The organism is Caballeronia sp. BCC1704 (assembly GCF_902833455.1).
In the GTDB taxonomy this organism is placed as follows: Bacteria; Pseudomonadota; Gammaproteobacteria; order Burkholderiales; family Burkholderiaceae; genus Caballeronia.
Genome location: NZ_CADFFT010000001.1, coordinates 1,035,587 through 1,050,979 on the forward strand (window position 1 = coordinate 1,035,587; position 15,393 = coordinate 1,050,979).

A 15,393-nucleotide genomic window follows, 5' to 3' on the forward strand; every position below is an offset into this window, starting at 1 on the left:
GGCCGGCGGCGATGCGGCTACGCGTTGACTGACCCGGGAAACGCAGCTTCGTTCCCCGGCGCCGCGAGCCTGTGACCGCCGCGGTAAAAATAGCGGATAATTGCGGCTTTCATCCTTCAGCCTGGATTTTACCGAGGATAAGCGCGATGGACTTTAGCATAAAAGCCTGTGATTGGAGCAAAGGCGAGTCAAATGGTTTCCTGACCGGAAAGGCCGATGTCGTGGTGCTCGGCGTCTTCGAAGCGCAGACGCTCTCGGGCGCGGCCCTCGCCTTGGATCTCGCGACGAAAGGCTTGATTTCGCGCATCGTGAAGGCAGGCGACATGAACGGCCGCGCGGGCACCACGCTGCTGGTGCCGGAAGTCACGGGCATCGGCGCGGCGCGCGTGCTGCTCGTCGGCCTCGGCAAGCAGGACGCCTTCAATCAGAAGGCGTATGGCGAAGCGGTTCGCGCCGCGTGGCGCGTCATTCTCGGCACGAAGATCGCGCAAGTCACGTTCACGCTCGCGCAACTGCCCATCCAGGAGCGCAGCGGCGACTGGGCGGTGCGCGCCGCCATCCTCGCGCTGCGTGAACTTACCTACAAGTTCACGCAGATGAAGAGCAAGCCCGAAAACGGCGCGCGCTCGCTGAAGAAGATCGTCTTCAGCATCGACGCGGCGGACGAGAAAGCCGGCCGCACGGCGATCAAGCAGAGCGTTGCTATCGCGAACGGCATGGACCTGACGCGCGATCTCGGCAATCTGCCGCCGAACGTCTGCACGCCGACCTATCTCGGCCAGACCGCGAAGCAACTCGGCCGCGACTGGAAGCTGAAAGTAGACGTGCTCGGCCTCAAGCAGATCGAAGCGCTCAACATGGGCTCGTTCCTGTCCGTGGCGAAGGGCTCGGTGCAGCCGCCGCAGTTCATCGTCATGCAGTATCAGGGCGCGGGCGCGGCTTCGGGCGAATCGGGCAAGGGCAAGAACAAGAACGCGCCGATCGTGCTCGTGGGCAAGGGCATCACGTTCGATTCGGGCGGCATCTCGATCAAGCCCGGCGAGGCAATGGACGAGATGAAGTACGACATGTGCGGCGCGGGCTCGGTCTTCGGCACTATGCGCGCCGTCGCCGAAATGGGCCTGAAGCTGAACGTGATCGGCATCGTGCCGACGTGCGAGAACATGCCCGCGGGCAACGCGCTGAAACCGGGCGACATCGTCACCGCGATGAACGGCACGACCATCGAAGTGCTGAACACGGACGCCGAAGGCCGCCTCATTCTGTGCGATGCGCTCACCTACGCGGAACGCTTCAAGCCGGCTGCGGTCGTCGACATCGCCACGTTGACGGGCGCGTGCATCATCGCGCTCGGCCATCACAACACGGGCCTGTTCTCGAAAGACGACGCGCTCGCGGGCGAGTTGCTCGACGCATCGCGCGAGGCGGTCGATCCGGCGTGGCGTCTGCCGCTCGACGAGGAGTATCAGGATCAGTTGAAGTCGAATTTCGCGGATGTCGCGAACATCGGCGGGCGTCCGGCGGGCAGCGTGACGGCGGCGTGCTTCCTGTCGCGCTTCGCGCAGAACTATCCGTGGGCGCATCTGGATATCGCCGGGACCGCCTGGAAGAGCGGGGCGGCGAAGGGCGCGACGGGCCGTCCGGTGCCGCTCCTCTCGCAGTTCCTGATCGACCGCGCGGGGCAGTGATCGCGCCATGACGCGCATTGACTTTCACACGAACGTCGGCGATCCGCTCGCCTATGCCTGCCGCCTCGCGCGCAAGGCGTATGCGAGCGGGCGCTCGCTCGTCGTGCTCGCGGACCCGGCGCGCCTCGCCGCGTTCGACGAACAGTTGTGGACCTTCGCGCCGCTCGAGTTCGTGCCGCACTGCATGGCGAAGAGCGCGCTCGCGCAGGAAACGCCGGTCGTGCTCGCCGCCGATCTCGACGACGTGCCGCATCATCAGGTGCTCGTGAATCTGGGCGCGCCGGTGTCCGCGCAGTTCGCGCGCTTCGAGCGTCTGGTGGAAATCATCGGCGACGACGCCGACGAACTCGCGGCGGGGCGGGAGCGCTTTCGCTTCTATCGCGATCGCGGCTACGCCATCGAAACGCACAAGCAAGGCGGTTGAGCGAACAGTGCGCAAGCCACGCGCCGCGTTAGCATCGGCGCGTGGAGACCACTGAGAAACCATCCGACATCATGACCGACAACACGCACACGCCCGAATCGTTCGATTCGTCCATTCCCGTTCTCACCGATGTCGTCGTGCCCGGCAAGCCGGAATTCGCGCGCGCCGCGGGCGTCAACGACGCCGCTGCGGCCTACGAAGCGCAACGCGTCGGCGAGCGGCTGCAAGGCCGTGTCACGCAGTTCCTGAGCGGCGATGCCCGCGCGATCATCGAGGCGCGTTGCCAGGACGTGCTGCGCGAGCATTCGGCGAAGATGGTGCAGGAGATCACGCGCGAAGTGTCGCTGGCGCTCGAAAGCAAGATGCGCGAGTGGGTGGCCGTGGCGGTGGAGGAAGAGTTGCAGCGGCAGCGGGGCGGCTGAGTCTCGCGTTGCCGGGAACGACGAAAGGGGCGCATCGAGCGCCCCTTTTGCTTTGATTAGCGAAGACTGTCGATCAGCTTCAGCCTGTCACCGCTCCGCGATTCGCCGGCAGCGCGAGCGCCGCGAATTTCGCCAGCACGCCGCGCGTGTACTTCGGCGCGGGCTTCTTCCAGGCGGCGCGGCGGCGCGCGATTTCCGCGTCGTCCACGTTCAGTTGAAGCAGCAGCTTGTGCGCGTCGATGGTGATGGAGTCGCCTTCCTGCACGAGCCCGATCGTGCCGCCCGCGTACGCTTCCGGCGCGACGTGGCCGACCACCATGCCCCACGTGCCGCCGGAAAAACGCCCGTCGGTAATGAGCCCGACTGATTCGCCCAGCCCCTTGCCGATGATCGCCGATGTCGGCGCGAGCATCTCCGGCATGCCGGGGCCGCCCTGCGGGCCGAGATAGCGCAGCACGACGACATCGCCGGCCTTGATCTTGTCGGCGAGAATCGCTTCCATTGCGGTTTGCTCGTCGTCGAACACGCGCGCCGGGCCGGTGATCACCGGGTTCTTGAGGCCCGTGATCTTCGCGACCGCGCCGTCTTCCGCGAGATTGCCGCGCAAAATGGCGAGGTGGCCTTCCTTGTAGAGCGCCTGCTCGATCGGGAAAATCACCTTCTGATCCGCGCGCGGCTTGCTCGGCACGTCCTTCAGTTCTTCCGCGAGCGTGCGGCCCGTGATCGTGATGCAGTCACCGTGCATCAGACCCGCGTCGAGCAGGATCTTCATCACTTGCGGGATGCCGCCGGCCTTGTGCAGGTCCGTCGCGACATACTGGCCCGAAGGCTTCAGATCGCAGATGACCGGCACTTTCTTGCGCATGCGCTCGAAGTCGTCGATGCTCCATTCCACTTCCGCCGCGTGCGCGATGGCGAGGTAGTGCAGCACGGCGTTGGTCGAGCCGCCCGTCGCCATGATCAGCGCGACCGCGTTCTCGATCGACTTCTTCGTGATGATGTCGCGCGGCTTGAGGTCCTTCTTCACGGCTTCGACGAGCACGCGCGCCGATTCGGCGGCGGAGTCCACTTTCTCGTCGTCGGGATTCGCCATCGTCGACGAATACAGGAGCGACATGCCGAGCGCCTCGAACGACGAGCTCATGGTGTTGGCCGTGTACATGCCGCCGCAGGAGCCGGTGGACGGGCACGCGTTCTTCTCGACGCCCTTGAAGTCCTCTTCCGACATGCGGCCTGCGGTGAACTCGCCGACCGCCTCGAACGACGACACGATAGTCAGGTCCTTGCCCTTCCAGTTGCCCGGACGAATGGTGCCGCCGTACACGTAGATGCCCGGCACGTTCATGCGCGCGAGGCCGATCATGCCGCCCGGCATGTTCTTGTCGCAGCCGCCGATCACCACGACGCCGTCCATCCACTGGCCCTGCACGGCCGTCTCGATACAGTCCGCGATTACCTCGCGCGACACCAGCGAGTACTTCATGCCTTCGGTGCCCATCGACATGCCGTCGGAGATCGTCGGCGTGCCGAACACTTGCGGATTCGCGTTCGACTGTTTGATCGCCGCGATGGCGGCATCGGCGAGGCGCTGCAGGCCGGCGTTGCACGGCGTGATCGTCGAGTGGCCGTTGGCGACGCCGATCATCGGATTGTCGAAATCCTCTTCCTTGTAGCCGAGGGCGTAGTACATCGAACGATTGGGCGAACGCGCGACGCCCTGCGTCACGTTTTTCGAGCGGCGATTGAAGGCCATGTTGGGGCTCCTTGAAGATTCTTTTGTCTAGTGGCGCAAGAATGCAGCGTCGGCTTGTATCTGTCCAATATATTATTCAGGGTCTATTAGGTCGGAGAAGATATTGATGGACGAGCGAAACGCGCCGATCGAACTGCGTTTGCTGCGCTACTTTGTGACGGTCGCCGAAGAAATGCATTTCGGCCGCGCCGCCGCGCGTCTCGCGATGACGCAGCCGCCGCTTTCGCAGGCCATTCGCGCGCTCGAAGACGCGCTCGGCGTCGCGCTCTTCGCGCGCACGAAGCGCACGGTCGAACTGACGCCGGTCGGCAAGGATCTGCTGCCGGAGGTGCGGCGCATTCTCGCCGCCGCCGATGCGCTGCGTCCGCTCGCGCAGTCGCTTTCGCGCGGCGAGGCGGGCGTGCTGTCGCTCGCGTTCGTGTCCACCGCGGACTACGGCCTGTTGCCCGCGCTGCTGCGCGACTTCGGCGCGCGCTATCCCGGCGTGCGCCTGCAACTGACCGAAGCGACGAGCGACGTGCAGATCGAAGAACTTGTCGCCGGTCGCGTGGACGCGGGGCTCGTCATTCCGCCGCTGCCGCCGCGGCACGCGATGTCGCTGTCGTATCTTGCGATTGCCCGCGAGCCGCTCGTCGTCGCGATGTCCTCGGACGCCGCCGAGCAATTGCAGCAGGGCACGGCCGAATGGGCCGACACGCCCGTTGATCTGCGCGATCTCGCCGCCGCGCCGCTTGTCGTGTTTCCGAGGCGTCTCGCGCCGGGTTTGTATGACATCATTATGGGCTGCTACGGCGCGGCGGGACTCACGCCGCGCATCGGGCAGGAGGCGATCCAGATGCAGACCATCGTGAGCCTCGTGTCCGCCGGCATGGGCGTCGCGCTCGTGCCGCAGTCGCTGCGGCATTTGCGGCGCACGGGCGTGGTGTATCGACCGCTGCGGCCGGTGGCGGATGCGCCGGTCGTCGAAACCGGACTCGTGTGGCGCGCGGCCGAGGTGAGTCCGGTGCTCGCCGGCTTCATCGAGATCGTGCGCGCGCGGGCCGCCGCCGTCTCTGCTTTATGATTCGTGCCTGACTTCGCTTGGCTCAAGAACTCTACGATGCTCATTCACCCCAATTTCGATCCCGTCGCGATTCACCTCGGACCGCTCGCCGTGCGCTGGTACGGCCTCATGTATCTGGTCGCGTTCATTTCCGCCATCGTCATCGGACGACTGCGGCTGCGGCTGCCGTATGTCGCCGCGCAAGGCTGGAGCGCGAAGGACATCGACGACATGCTGTTCTACGGCGTGCTCGGCACGATTCTCGGCGGGCGCATCGGCTATGTGCTGTTCTACAAGGCGAGCTATTACGCGGCGCATCCGCTCGATATCTTCAAGGTGTGGGAAGGCGGCATGTCGTTTCACGGCGGCTTTCTCGGCGTGACCTTCGCGATGGTGCTGTTCGCGTACCAGCGCAAACGCACGTGGCTGCAAGTGACCGATTTCGTCGCGCCGATGGTGCCGCTCGGCCTCGCGGCGGGGCGTCTCGGCAACTTCATCAACGGCGAGCTGTGGGGCCGCGTGACCGACCCGGCCGCGCCCTGGGCGATGCTGTTCCAGAACTCGACGAACGACGACGCCATCTGGCTCGCGAAGAACCCGCAACTCGACGCGAAGTGGCATCTGATGGACATCTTCCAGCGTTATCACATGCTGCCGCGCCATCCGTCGCAGTTGTATGAGATTGCGCTGGAAGGCATCGTGCTATTCATCGTGATCTGGACGTTCTCGCGCAAGCCGCGCCCGGTCGGCGCCATCTCCGCGCTCTTTTTGATTGGCTATGGACTCGCGCGTTTCACGGTCGAATTCGCCCGCGAACCGGACGACTATCTCGGCCTGCTCGCGCTCGGCCTCTCGATGGGCCAGTGGCTTTCGCTGCCGATGATCGTCGCCGGCGTCATCATGATGGTGTGGGCGTACAAGCGGCATCGTCGCGTGGCGGCGAACGCGGCGTAATTTCGCGCGGGGCCGCGCTTGCGGTCCCGCTTGGGTTCGCTTGGCCTCGCTCGGTCAGCGGCCCATCTGCACCGAGCCGGACACGTCGACGGTCACGGTCGTCGTGCCGGCTTCGAGCGCCATCGGCGCGGCCATCTTGGCATCGGCGCCCATGGCGCGCGACTGCATCATCATCACCGGGCGCGGCGCCACGCCGCTATGCCCGACGTTCACCTCGCGAATCGAATAGCTGCTGTAGCCGAACGCCTGCGAGGCGGCTTGCGCCTGCTTGCGGAACGAATCGATGGCCTGCGTCGAGAGCTTCTGCTCCGCGGCGCGCTGCGCTTCCGGCGACAGCGAGAACGTGACGTTGCCGACCTGCATCGACGAACTCATCTTGCCCGCGAGCTTCGAGGCGGCCGCGAAGTCGTGCGATTCGAGCACGATCTCCGTGCGCCCGCGCCATGCGGAAATCTTGCCGTCGCGGTCGGTCGACGGATACACGGTGAACGAGCCACTTTTCGCGGTGACGCCATCGACACCCTTCGCTTCGCGCAACGCAGCTTCGGCGCGCTGATTGAGCGTCGCGGTGAGCGATGAAGGATCGGCGGCTTCCTGCTCGTAGAAGAGCGTGATGGTGACGACATCCTGCGGCACTTGCGCGCTGGCCTGTGCCGAAAGCGAAAGCACGCCCGCGGGCTGCGGATTGGCGATGACCGTCTGCGCGGCGACGGAGGCGGAATAGGCGAGAGTGGCGCTCGACATCGCGAGGGCGAGGGCGGCGGCGATTTTCTTGTTCATCATCGAAGGACTCCAACGCAAGGCGTCGCGTGATTCGCGACCGCACTTAGGCGTCCGCCTCCAGTCCTTAGTTCCTGCTCTAGACGAGGCGTTCGGTAATAAAGCGCCATTCGTCCTCGGTGACCGGCGTGATCGACAGGCGGTTGCCGCGCGCGAGCACTTGCATGCCGGCGAGTTCCGCATGCTCGCGCAGTTCGGCGAGCGGAATGAGCCGTGTCTTCTTCACGAAGCGCACATCGACGAGCATCCAGCGTGGCGTGTCCTGCTTGGATTTGGGATCGTAGTAGGCGCTCTTGGGATCAAACTGCGTGGGGTCGGGATACGCCGTCGAGCAGACCTTCGCGATCCCCGCGATACCGGGCTCGGGGCAGCTCGAATGGTAGAAGAGCACGCCGTCGCCGATCTGCATCTGGTCGCGCATGAAGTTGCGCGCCTGATAGTTGCGCACGCCGGTCCACGGCAGCGTCTTCTTGGGCGCGTGCGCGAGATGATCGATGCTCGCTTCGTCCGGTTCGGACTTCATCAGCCAGTAGCGCATGAGTTCGGCGTGAAGGAGTGTGCGTGCGGTTTTGGGCGATGCAAACAAAAACGGCACCGGTAAGAACCGATGCCGTTCGTGCTTCCAGAAATAAGGTCCCCGCCTCAGCCGCTAGGCCGGCATCCTGAACCTGGGTTCAAGATTGGTCGCGGTAAGCAACACTTCGGGTACATCAGACAGAGTGACGCGCGCGCCCGTGCTGCAACGTTCCGCAACCGTGCCAATGTAGCATTGGTTCAAGGAATATATGACCTTGGCGTACCAGGCAGGGAGACCTCACTGTACACCAAACGTTTGGTCCTTGCAGCCCTTGCCTACGTTTCTCGCGGTATCTTTTTTTGATGGATACCGCAACGCTGATTAGATCAGCGCATGACCGTCAGTGCGCTTCGCTCAGTGCGCTTCGTATTGTGCAATGACAGCGCCGAGCTGCTCGTTCATCGAATGCATGGTGCGGCGGATTTCCTCGGCCGGAAATGCTTCGCCGTGACGCACGCTTTCCTGCAGCTTGAGCAATTCGGACGCCAGCGAGAGCGCGGCCATCACCGCGATGCGGTCCGTGCCGCGCACGCTGCTTGCGTTGCGGACCTTGTTCATTTCGGCATCCACGCGGGCCACCGCTTCGCGCAGCGCGGCTTCGGTTTCCGGCGAGCACGCGAGGCGATACTGCTGGCCGAGAATGGATACTTCGATCTGCGTGGTCGTCATGCCTTCTCTCCTTGATGATGCTCGCCGTGCACTTCTTCCGCGTGCGCATGTTCGTGCTGCGCTTCGCGCGACGCGCTGGATTCGGCGTTCAGAAGATCGAGCTGATTGTCGCTTTCGGCATGATGCGCTTTGCCGCGCGGCAGCTTTTCGAGGATCGCGTTGAGGCGCACTTGCGCGTCGTCGATCTTCGCGGACAGCGAATCGCGTTCGCCTTGCAGCGTGTCGCGCTCGTGGCGAACCTGCGCGAGTTCGGCCTGAACGCCGGCGTAATCGGCGCGCAGCTGTTCGATTTGTGCTTCGAGCGCGAGACGCGCCTGATTGTGGCGCTCGCTGATCTTGATCAGCCGGCCGATGTTTCCTGACAGTGATTCGAGTTCGTTGAGCATGTGCTGCGTCCTCTAAAGACCTGGCATTTTAGCGCGGTTCAACGGTGCTTCCGATAATTGTCTCGTTTCGAGACGTAACAACACGCGATCTTGCGCGCATCGCCGCGTATTCATGTGCGGAATGGCCGCGCGTGACGCACTCGGATGCGCGGCTGACGTCGCTCGCTTGTCGCTTGCTCGTCGCTCGCTCGTCGCTCAAGCCTCGCGATGACGGGCGCGCGCCTTCTTGACGGCCCTAATGCGCGCTCCTACACTTGCCGCACTTTTGGTGCTCGCGCCGCCTTTCTTGCGGCGCAGTCAAACGGGAAACAGGAAGCGCTGTCTCGCCTCGCGCGGCTCGCCAACCTGTGCTGCCCCCGCAACGGTAAGCGACCGCAACGCAAGTTGCAAGTCGTCCCTCGCGCGTTTCTACGTGTTGCTCCGTGGTCGTTTGCCATCGGACACGCGACTGCAAGAAACGTGTCGGCGCCACTGCGCTTCGAAGCGCGGGAAGGCGGGACGATGCGTCGCCAGCCCGGATACCGGCCAATCGTCCAGCGCGCCGATGCTTTGCAAGACGGCGCGCGCGTCGCGCACAGACCTCGCGGGGAGCGGGGCACGCGCCAGTCTCCAACGGAAACGCTTCACCCATGCTCTTGCCTTCGTCGGGCCTCATTCGTCGCGCGGCGCGCGTCGTGATGTGCGCCGCCGCGAGTGCGCCGCTTGCACAGGCCGCGCACGCCGATTCCGATTCTCCGTCGCAGACACTCGCGCCCGTCGTCGTCACGGCGACGCGCGGCGCGCAACCGCTCGCCGATTCCATCCCGCAGGCGACGCTCTTCGACGCGCAAGACATCGCCGACAGCAATGCAAACGATGTGCTCGGGCTCATCGCGCTTGCGCCCGGCGTGCAGATCACGCGCAACGGCGGGCCGGGCGCGACCTCGGGCGTGTTCATACGCGGCGCGTCGTCGACGCAGTCGCTGGTGCTGATCGACGGCGTGCGCGTTGAATCGGTGTCGCTCGGCGCGGCGCAGTTGTCGCAACTGATGCTCGATCAGACCGGCCGCGTCGAAGTGGTCAACGGCAACGTGTCGGCGCTGTATGGATCGAACGCGATCGGCGGCGTCGTGCAGATTTTCACGAAGGAGGGCGAAGCACATCCGCCACGCTTTCACTTCGAAGCCGAATACGGCAGCTATCACACGCAGCGGCAGTCGGCGGGCGTCGACGGCGCGCTCGATGCCGAGGGCCGCACCACGTTCAGCCTCAACGTGTCGCGCGAGAAGACGGACGGCTTCTCGTCGATCGATCCCGCGCTCGCGCCCGCCGCGAATCCGAACGCGAACGGTTATCTGAACGAAAGCGTCGCCGCGACGCTGCGCCACAAGTTCAGCGACAAGTGGGACGCAGGCGTGCGCTTCCTGCAATCGAACGGCGTGAACAGCTTCGACGATCCCTACGGCGTGCCGACCGATCTCAACGAATCGCATGATCGCGTGCGCTCGGCCTCCGTCTTCGCGAACGGCAAGCTCACCGACAACTGGACGACGCACTTCACCATCGCGCAAGGGCAGGACCGCGCGAACATCGAGAAAAACGGCGTCTATACGAGCCGCTTCGACTCGGAGAATCATCAGTATCTGTGGCAGAACGACTTCCGGCTCACCGAGGCGCATAAGCTCGTGTTCGGCTACGAGCATCTCGACCAGTCGCTCGACTCCGATCAGTTCAGCGCGCCCGACCGGCATGTGAACTCGGTGTTCGCGGGCTATGTCGGCCGCTTGGGTCCGAGCGAAGTGCAGGCCAACGTGCGCCGCGACCAGTATTCCGACTTCGGCGGCGCGAACAGCTACTATCTGGGCTACGCGTACAACTTCGATTCGCATTGGCGCGCGAGCGCGAGCTACGCGGCATCGTTCCGCGCGCCGAGTTTCGACGACCTCTACTATCCGTTCAGCGGCAATCCGTCGATACAGCCGGAGCGCAGCCATTCGGCCGAGGCCGCGTTGCAGTACGCATCGGAGAAGATCGGCGTGGTGCGCGTGACGGCGTTCGAGACGCGCTATTCGAATCTGATCGACTACGTGGGCGACAGCAGCGGCTTCTATACCGCGCAGAACGTGGGGCGCGCGAAGGTGCAGGGCGTCGAGACATCGTGGGCGGGACACGTGGGCGCAACCGACGTGCGCGCGAGCGTGACGTTCCAGAATCCCGTCGACGAGACAAATCACGAAGACCTCGCGCGTCGCGCGCGGCGCTTCGCGTCGCTGTCGGCGCATCGGTCGACCGGGCGCTGGCGCGTGGGCGGCGAGTGGATCGTGAGCGGCGCGCGCAGCGACTACGATTCGACGCTCGCGGGCTACGGCGTCGTCAATCTTTCGGCGCAATACGACATCACGAAGTCGTGGTACGTGAATGCGCGCATCGACAACCTGTTCGACCGCAACTATGAACTGGCTTACTCGTACAACACGCCGCGTCGCGGCGCTTACGTCACGATCGGCTGGCATCCGTCGTGAGCCACGCCGCTGACGCGCGCCGCCCGATGAAGGCGATGCACGCAGGCCGCGCCGCCGCGATCTGGCTCGCGTTGGGCGCGGCGGTCGTCATCGTGCTGGCGGCGTCGCTCGCGCTCGGAAGCGTCGCGCTGCCGCCATCACGCGCCATCGCCGCGCTGCTGCATGCGCATGCGGCCACGCCCGATATCGCCGATGAAATCGTGCTGAACCTGCGATTGCCGCGCGCGCTCGCGGGCTTCGCATCGGGCGCGCTGCTCGCGCTTGCCGGTGCGCTGCTGCAAGTGCTGCTGCGCAATCCGCTCGCCGAACCGTACGTGCTCGGTGTATCCGGCGGCGCGGCGGCGTTCGCGCTATCCGCGATGCTCGCGTCGATGCCGTGGTGGGGCGTCGATCTCGCCGCGTGCGCGGGCGCGCTCGCATCCATCGTTCTGGTGCTCGGTCTTGCGCGCACGCACGTGTGGCACGGCGAACAGGACGCATCGCCACGGCTCTTGCTCACGGGCGTCGTGGTCGCGGCGGGCTGGGGCGCGCTCATCACGCTGATACTCAGCGTGGCGCCCGAGAACCGGCTGCGCGGCATGATCTTCTGGCTCACCGGCGACCTCAACGGCGCATCGACGCCGTGGCCCGCGATGATCGCGCTCGGCGTGGCGCTCGCGTTGATCGTGCCGTGCGCGCCGCAACTGAACGCGCTGCTGCGCGGCGAAGCCACGGCGCGTTCGCTCGGCGTGCCGGTGGAACGCGTGCGGCTGCGCGTGTATCTCGTGGCATCGCTCGCGGCGGCGGCGGCCGTCACGACGGCGGGGACTATCGGCTTCGTGGGGCTCGTGGTGCCGCATCTGCTGCGGCTCGCGTTCGGCAACGACCAGCGCATGCTCGTGCCTGCCGCCGCGCTCGCGGGCGGGCTCGCCGTGATGAGCGCGGACCTCGCCGCGCGCACGGTCATCGCGCCGGCGCAGTTGCCGGTCGGCGTGGTCACGGCGCTGATCGGCGTGCCGATGTTCTTGTGGATGCTGCTGCGAAGGCCGCGATGAAGCCGCTCTCGATCGACAATCTCGTCTTGCGCGCGGGCGCCCGAACGCTCGTCGATGGCCTCTCTGCGACCATCGCGGCGGGCGAAGTCTGGTGTATCGCGGGGCCGAACGGCGCGGGCAAGACCACGCTCATCGGCGTGCTCGCGGGACTCGCGAAGCCGGCCTCGGGCGCGATCACGCTCGGCGGCCGCGCGCTCGCGTCGTGGCGCGCGGCGGACCTCGCGCGCGAACGCGCGCTGATGCCGCAAAGCACGCACGACGCCTTCAGCGCAACCGTGCTCGACACCGTGCTGCTCAACCGCTTTCCGTATCTGACGGGCTGGGGCTGGGAAAGCGAAGACGACCGCGCCGCCGCGCACGCTGCGCTCGCCGCGCTCGGTCTCGCCGACCTGGCTTCGCGCGACGTGCTCACGTTGTCCGGCGGCGAACGTCAGCGTGTGGCGCTCGCCGCCGCGCTGTGTCAGCAAGCGCCGCTCCTGCTGCTCGACGAACCGCTCGCGCATCTGGACCTGCATCATCAGATCGACTGCCTGCATGCGCTCGCCGCCGCCGCGCGCGACGAGGGACGCGCGATCGTCTTTTCGTGCCACGACCTGAATCTCGCGCGCCGCTTCGCCACGCATGCGCTCTTGCTCGACGGCAAGGGCGGCGCGCATGTCGGTCCTGTCGCCGACGTGCTGACGCCCGCGCGCGCGAGCGCGGCGTTCGGCTATCCATTGGTATTGATCCGCGATGGCGAGCACGAAGCGCTCGTGCCTTCGCTTCACCCTTTCTGACGAGGAACGCCGATGTCCACCGCCCACGCGCTGCCCAAGCCCCGCCCGCTCGATCGCAGCATCGAACCGGAGCTGCGCCGCATCATCGACATGAAGACGAAGCCGCCCGGCAGCCTCGGCCGGCTCGAAACGCTCGCGCTGCAAATGGGGCTGATCCAGCAGACGACGAAGCCGCGCATCGAGCGTCCCGCGATGATCGTCTTCGCGGGCGATCACGGCATCGCGGCCGAAAGCGTGAGCCCGTATCCGCAGGAAGTGACGGCGCAGATGGTCGCGAATTTTCTGGCGGGCGGCGCGGCGATCAATGCGTTGTCGCGCTCGGTCGGCATGGCGCTCGAAGTGGTCGATGCAGGCGTCGCGACGCCGATTCCGGTCGATCATGGCTACGAGCGCCTGTCGCTCGGCCTCGGCACGCGCAACTTCGCGCACGAACCGGCGATGTCGCGCGAGACAGCGCTCGAAGGGATCGCGCGGGGCGCGGCGCGCGTGCGACACCACGCGTCGCTCGGGACGAACGTGATCGGCTTCGGCGAAATGGGCATCGCGAACACGTCGGCGGCGGCGTGTCTGATGAGCCGCTTGTGCGCGTTGCCGATCGACGAATGCGTGGGACGCGGCACGGGCCTCGGCGATCGCGGCCTCGCGCATAAACGCGATGTGCTCGGGCGCGCGCTCGCATCCCATGCGGCGAGCGGCGACGCGATCGACACGCTCGCCACCTTCGGCGGCTTCGAAATCGCGATGATGACGGGCGCGTATCTCGCGGCGGCAGAAGCGCGCATGACCATTCTCGTCGATGGCTTCATCGCGACGTCCGCGCTGCTGGTCGCGTCGCGGATCGCGCCGGACGTGCGCGAGTACTGCGTGTTCGCGCATGCTTCGAACGAAGCGGGGCATCAGCGCATGCTCGCGCATCTGGACGCCGCGCCGCTCTTGCAACTCGACATGCGTCTGGGCGAAGGCACGGGCGCGGCGCTCGCGCTGCCGATCCTGCGCGCGGCCGTGGCTTTCGTCGATGAGATGGCGAGCTTCGATGCGGCGGGCGTCTCGAACAAGCACGCCTGACATGAACCGGCCGCTCGACGAACTGCGCTATTTCTTCACGGCGCTCGGCTATTTCACGCGCGTGCCGGTGCCGCGTTGGGTCGGCTTCGAGCGCGACTATCTGAACGCGGCGGCGCGGTACTTTCCGCTCGTCGGCGCGATGGTCGGCGGCGTCGCGGCGCTCGTGTATCTCGCCGCGCTGCGCGTGTTTCCCGCAGGCATTGCGGTGCTGCTTTCGATGGCCGCGACGCTTGCCCTCACCGGCGCTTTCCACGAAGACGGACTCGCCGATTGCGCCGATGCCTTCGGCGGAGGCTACACGCGCGATGACGTGCTGCGCATCATGCACGATTCGCGCATCGGCGCTTTCGGGGCGATTGCGCTCGTCATCGCGCTTGCGCTGAAGTGGCAAAGCCTCGCGGCGTTGCCGCCGATGCGCGCAGTAGTCCTGATGATTGCTGGACACGCTGCGAGCCGCGTGTTCGCGATCAGCTATCTCCTGACGCTCGATTACGTGCGCGCCGAAGGCAAGGCGAAGCCGGTCGCGCAGCGCATGAGCGCGACGTCCTTCGCGATCGCGATGCTCTTCGGCTTGCCGTGGCTCTTTTGCTTCGGCTGGAGCTTCGCCTGTGTCGCGATTGCGGTGCTCGCGTTGCTGCGCGTGGTCGCGGGGCGTTACTTCGTGCGGCGCATCGGTGGTTATACGGGCGATTGCCTCGGCTGCGCGCAGCAGGTTTTCGAAATTGCGATCTATCTCGTCGGGGTCGCATGGACCTCGTACTGATACGTCACCCGGCTGTGGCCGTCGATGAGGGCGTCTGCTACGGCCAGACCGATGTGCCGCTTGCCCGCGATGCGCGCGCTTCGGCGCATGAGATCGACGCGCGTATGCGTTCGCTCGATGTTCCCGCATGCGTCGATGGATGGCACACGAGTCCTTTACGTCGATGCGCTTTGCTGGCCCAGGCGCTCGGCGCGGCCCGCATCGACGCGCGGCTCTCCGAACTGCATTTCGGCGCATGGGAAGGCCGGGCGTGGAACGATATCGACCGCGCGCTCATCGACGCGTGGGCCGCCGATATCGAGCACGCGCGTCCGCACGGCGGGGAAAGTCTCGCGCAGTTCAGCGAGCGCCTGACGAATTGGTTCGATGAGACGTGCGCGAACGCGTCGAATGCGGTGCATGTGGTCGCGCACGCGGGCGTGGTGCGGGTGCTCGCGGCGTATCTGCTGCGCGTAGATCGGGCGAGCGTGTTGCAATGGCCGCTCGCGTTCGGTGGGATCGTGCAGCTTCGGCGGTTTGATATGGGGTGGGGGCTCGTGCGGTGGAATGTGTAGCGCTT

The 15,393-nt window shown here is 65.8% G+C and carries 16 protein-coding genes, 1 other RNA gene and 1 riboswitch; of the genes, 11 read left to right on the forward strand and 6 right to left on the reverse strand.

All coding sequences use genetic code 11. From position 1 onward, the window contains the following. Nucleotides 1–146: 146 nt before the first annotated feature. From HWX53_RS04805 to HWX53_RS04815, 3 genes are all read left to right on the forward strand, one after another. Entirely contained in the window at nucleotides 147–1,688 is a 1,542-nt protein-coding gene (locus tag HWX53_RS04805) for a leucyl aminopeptidase (protein ID WP_175939679.1), read from the forward strand. A 7-nt stretch (nucleotides 1,689–1,695) separates the two neighbouring features. Continuing rightward, on the forward strand, nucleotides 1,696–2,112 hold the full coding sequence (locus HWX53_RS04810; protein ID WP_175939680.1) for a DNA polymerase III subunit chi: 417 nt from the start codon (nucleotides 1,696–1,698) through the stop codon (nucleotides 2,110–2,112). A gap of 71 nt (nucleotides 2,113–2,183) precedes the next feature. Continuing rightward, nucleotides 2,184–2,534, forward strand: coding sequence for a DUF2486 family protein (locus HWX53_RS04815; protein ID WP_175939681.1), 351 nt, complete (start codon nucleotides 2,184–2,186; stop codon nucleotides 2,532–2,534). A gap of 79 nt (nucleotides 2,535–2,613) precedes the next feature. On the opposite strand, the gene ilvD is transcribed toward HWX53_RS04815, so the two are convergent. Next, a complete protein-coding gene (gene ilvD, locus HWX53_RS04820; RefSeq protein WP_175939682.1) occupies nucleotides 2,614–4,287 on the reverse strand; it encodes a dihydroxy-acid dehydratase in 1,674 nt (557 codons plus the stop codon). 106 nt (nucleotides 4,288–4,393) lie between these two features. On the opposite strand from ilvD, the gene HWX53_RS04825 reads away from it, so the two are divergent. Both HWX53_RS04825 and lgt read left to right on the forward strand, forming a co-directional pair. Then, nucleotides 4,394–5,350 (forward strand): LysR family transcriptional regulator, encoded by a 957-nt coding sequence (locus HWX53_RS04825; protein ID WP_175939683.1) that lies wholly within the window; start codon nucleotides 4,394–4,396, stop codon nucleotides 5,348–5,350. Nucleotides 5,351–5,386: 36 nt separating this feature from the next. Further along, entirely contained in the window at nucleotides 5,387–6,283 is an 897-nt protein-coding gene (lgt, locus tag HWX53_RS04830; protein ID WP_175939684.1) for a prolipoprotein diacylglyceryl transferase, read from the forward strand. A gap of 54 nt (nucleotides 6,284–6,337) precedes the next feature. Here lgt and HWX53_RS04835 read toward each other — a convergent pair whose 3' ends face one another. The 5 genes from HWX53_RS04835 to HWX53_RS04855 form a co-directional block, all read right to left on the reverse strand. Beyond that, nucleotides 6,338–7,063 carry an SIMPL domain-containing protein gene (locus tag HWX53_RS04835; RefSeq protein ID WP_175940605.1) on the reverse strand — a complete coding sequence of 242 codons (726 nt, stop codon included), beginning with the start codon at nucleotides 7,061–7,063 and terminating at the stop codon, nucleotides 6,338–6,340. Nucleotides 7,064–7,142: 79 nt separating this feature from the next. Then, nucleotides 7,143–7,601 (reverse strand): EVE domain-containing protein, encoded by a 459-nt coding sequence (locus HWX53_RS04840; RefSeq protein WP_175939685.1) that lies wholly within the window; start codon nucleotides 7,599–7,601, stop codon nucleotides 7,143–7,145. Nucleotides 7,602–7,693: 92 nt separating this feature from the next. Beyond that, nucleotides 7,694–7,876, reverse strand: a non-coding RNA gene (ssrS, locus tag HWX53_RS04845) — 6S RNA. A gap of 118 nt (nucleotides 7,877–7,994) precedes the next feature. Next, nucleotides 7,995–8,309, reverse strand: coding sequence for a cell division protein ZapA (locus HWX53_RS04850; protein WP_175939686.1), 315 nt, complete (start codon nucleotides 8,307–8,309; stop codon nucleotides 7,995–7,997). Further along, the gene (locus tag HWX53_RS04855; RefSeq protein ID WP_175939687.1) at nucleotides 8,306–8,695 is read right to left on the reverse strand and encodes an ATPase; all 390 of its coding nucleotides are present in this window, start codon (nucleotides 8,693–8,695) and stop codon (nucleotides 8,306–8,308) included. The genes HWX53_RS04850 and HWX53_RS04855 overlap by 4 nt, the downstream gene beginning before the upstream one ends. A gap of 249 nt (nucleotides 8,696–8,944) precedes the next feature. Then, nucleotides 8,945–9,240, forward strand: a riboswitch (cobalamin riboswitch). Between the two features lie 132 nt (nucleotides 9,241–9,372). On the opposite strand from HWX53_RS04855, the gene HWX53_RS04860 reads away from it, so the two are divergent. The 6 genes from HWX53_RS04860 to cobC are packed head-to-tail and all read left to right on the forward strand — an operon-like array spanning nucleotide 9,373 to nucleotide 15,388. After that, nucleotides 9,373–11,196 carry a TonB-dependent receptor gene (locus tag HWX53_RS04860; protein ID WP_244140045.1) on the forward strand — a complete coding sequence of 608 codons (1,824 nt, stop codon included), beginning with the start codon at nucleotides 9,373–9,375 and terminating at the stop codon, nucleotides 11,194–11,196. Nucleotides 11,197–11,222: 26 nt separating this feature from the next. Further along, entirely contained in the window at nucleotides 11,223–12,230 is a 1,008-nt protein-coding gene (locus tag HWX53_RS04865; RefSeq protein ID WP_244140046.1) for an iron ABC transporter permease, read from the forward strand. Next, nucleotides 12,227–13,006 (forward strand): ABC transporter ATP-binding protein, encoded by a 780-nt coding sequence (locus HWX53_RS04870; RefSeq protein ID WP_175939689.1) that lies wholly within the window; start codon nucleotides 12,227–12,229, stop codon nucleotides 13,004–13,006. Before HWX53_RS04865 ends, HWX53_RS04870 begins: the two co-directional genes overlap by 4 nt. A 12-nt stretch (nucleotides 13,007–13,018) precedes the next feature. Then, nucleotides 13,019–14,071 (forward strand): nicotinate-nucleotide--dimethylbenzimidazole phosphoribosyltransferase, encoded by a 1,053-nt coding sequence (gene cobT / locus HWX53_RS04875; protein ID WP_175939690.1) that lies wholly within the window; start codon nucleotides 13,019–13,021, stop codon nucleotides 14,069–14,071. A 1-nt stretch (nucleotide 14,072) separates the two neighbouring features. Beyond that, nucleotides 14,073–14,834: an adenosylcobinamide-GDP ribazoletransferase gene (locus tag HWX53_RS04880; RefSeq protein ID WP_175939691.1), complete on the forward strand. Its 762-nt coding sequence runs from the start codon at nucleotides 14,073–14,075 to the stop codon at nucleotides 14,832–14,834. Then, nucleotides 14,819–15,388: an alpha-ribazole phosphatase gene (gene cobC / locus HWX53_RS04885; RefSeq protein ID WP_175939692.1), complete on the forward strand. Its 570-nt coding sequence runs from the start codon at nucleotides 14,819–14,821 to the stop codon at nucleotides 15,386–15,388. Before HWX53_RS04880 ends, cobC begins: the two co-directional genes overlap by 16 nt. Nucleotides 15,389–15,393 lie beyond the last annotated feature (5 nt).

Coding starts and splice junctions, on each gene's coding strand:
- HWX53_RS04805 (WP_175939679.1), top strand. CDS start 147: ATGGACTTTAGCATAAAAGCCTGTGATTGGAGCAAAGGCGAGTCAAAT.
- HWX53_RS04810 (WP_175939680.1), top strand. CDS start 1,696: ATGACGCGCATTGACTTTCACACGAACGTCGGCGATCCGCTCGCCTAT.
- HWX53_RS04815 (WP_175939681.1), top strand. CDS start 2,184: ATGACCGACAACACGCACACGCCCGAATCGTTCGATTCGTCCATTCCC.
- ilvD (WP_175939682.1), bottom strand. CDS start 4,287: ATGGCCTTCAATCGCCGCTCGAAAAACGTGACGCAGGGCGTCGCGCGT.
- HWX53_RS04825 (WP_175939683.1), top strand. CDS start 4,394: ATGGACGAGCGAAACGCGCCGATCGAACTGCGTTTGCTGCGCTACTTT.
- lgt (WP_175939684.1), top strand. CDS start 5,387: ATGCTCATTCACCCCAATTTCGATCCCGTCGCGATTCACCTCGGACCG.
- HWX53_RS04835 (WP_175940605.1), bottom strand. CDS start 7,063: ATGAACAAGAAAATCGCCGCCGCCCTCGCCCTCGCGATGTCGAGCGCC.
- HWX53_RS04840 (WP_175939685.1), bottom strand. CDS start 7,601: ATGCGCTACTGGCTGATGAAGTCCGAACCGGACGAAGCGAGCATCGAT.
- HWX53_RS04850 (WP_175939686.1), bottom strand. CDS start 8,309: ATGACGACCACGCAGATCGAAGTATCCATTCTCGGCCAGCAGTATCGC.
- HWX53_RS04855 (WP_175939687.1), bottom strand. CDS start 8,695: ATGCTCAACGAACTCGAATCACTGTCAGGAAACATCGGCCGGCTGATC.
- HWX53_RS04860 (WP_244140045.1), top strand. CDS start 9,373: ATGTGCGCCGCCGCGAGTGCGCCGCTTGCACAGGCCGCGCACGCCGAT.
- HWX53_RS04865 (WP_244140046.1), top strand. CDS start 11,223: ATGAAGGCGATGCACGCAGGCCGCGCCGCCGCGATCTGGCTCGCGTTG.
- HWX53_RS04870 (WP_175939689.1), top strand. CDS start 12,227: ATGAAGCCGCTCTCGATCGACAATCTCGTCTTGCGCGCGGGCGCCCGA.
- cobT (WP_175939690.1), top strand. CDS start 13,019: ATGTCCACCGCCCACGCGCTGCCCAAGCCCCGCCCGCTCGATCGCAGC.
- HWX53_RS04880 (WP_175939691.1), top strand. CDS start 14,073: ATGAACCGGCCGCTCGACGAACTGCGCTATTTCTTCACGGCGCTCGGC.
- cobC (WP_175939692.1), top strand. CDS start 14,819: ATGGACCTCGTACTGATACGTCACCCGGCTGTGGCCGTCGATGAGGGC.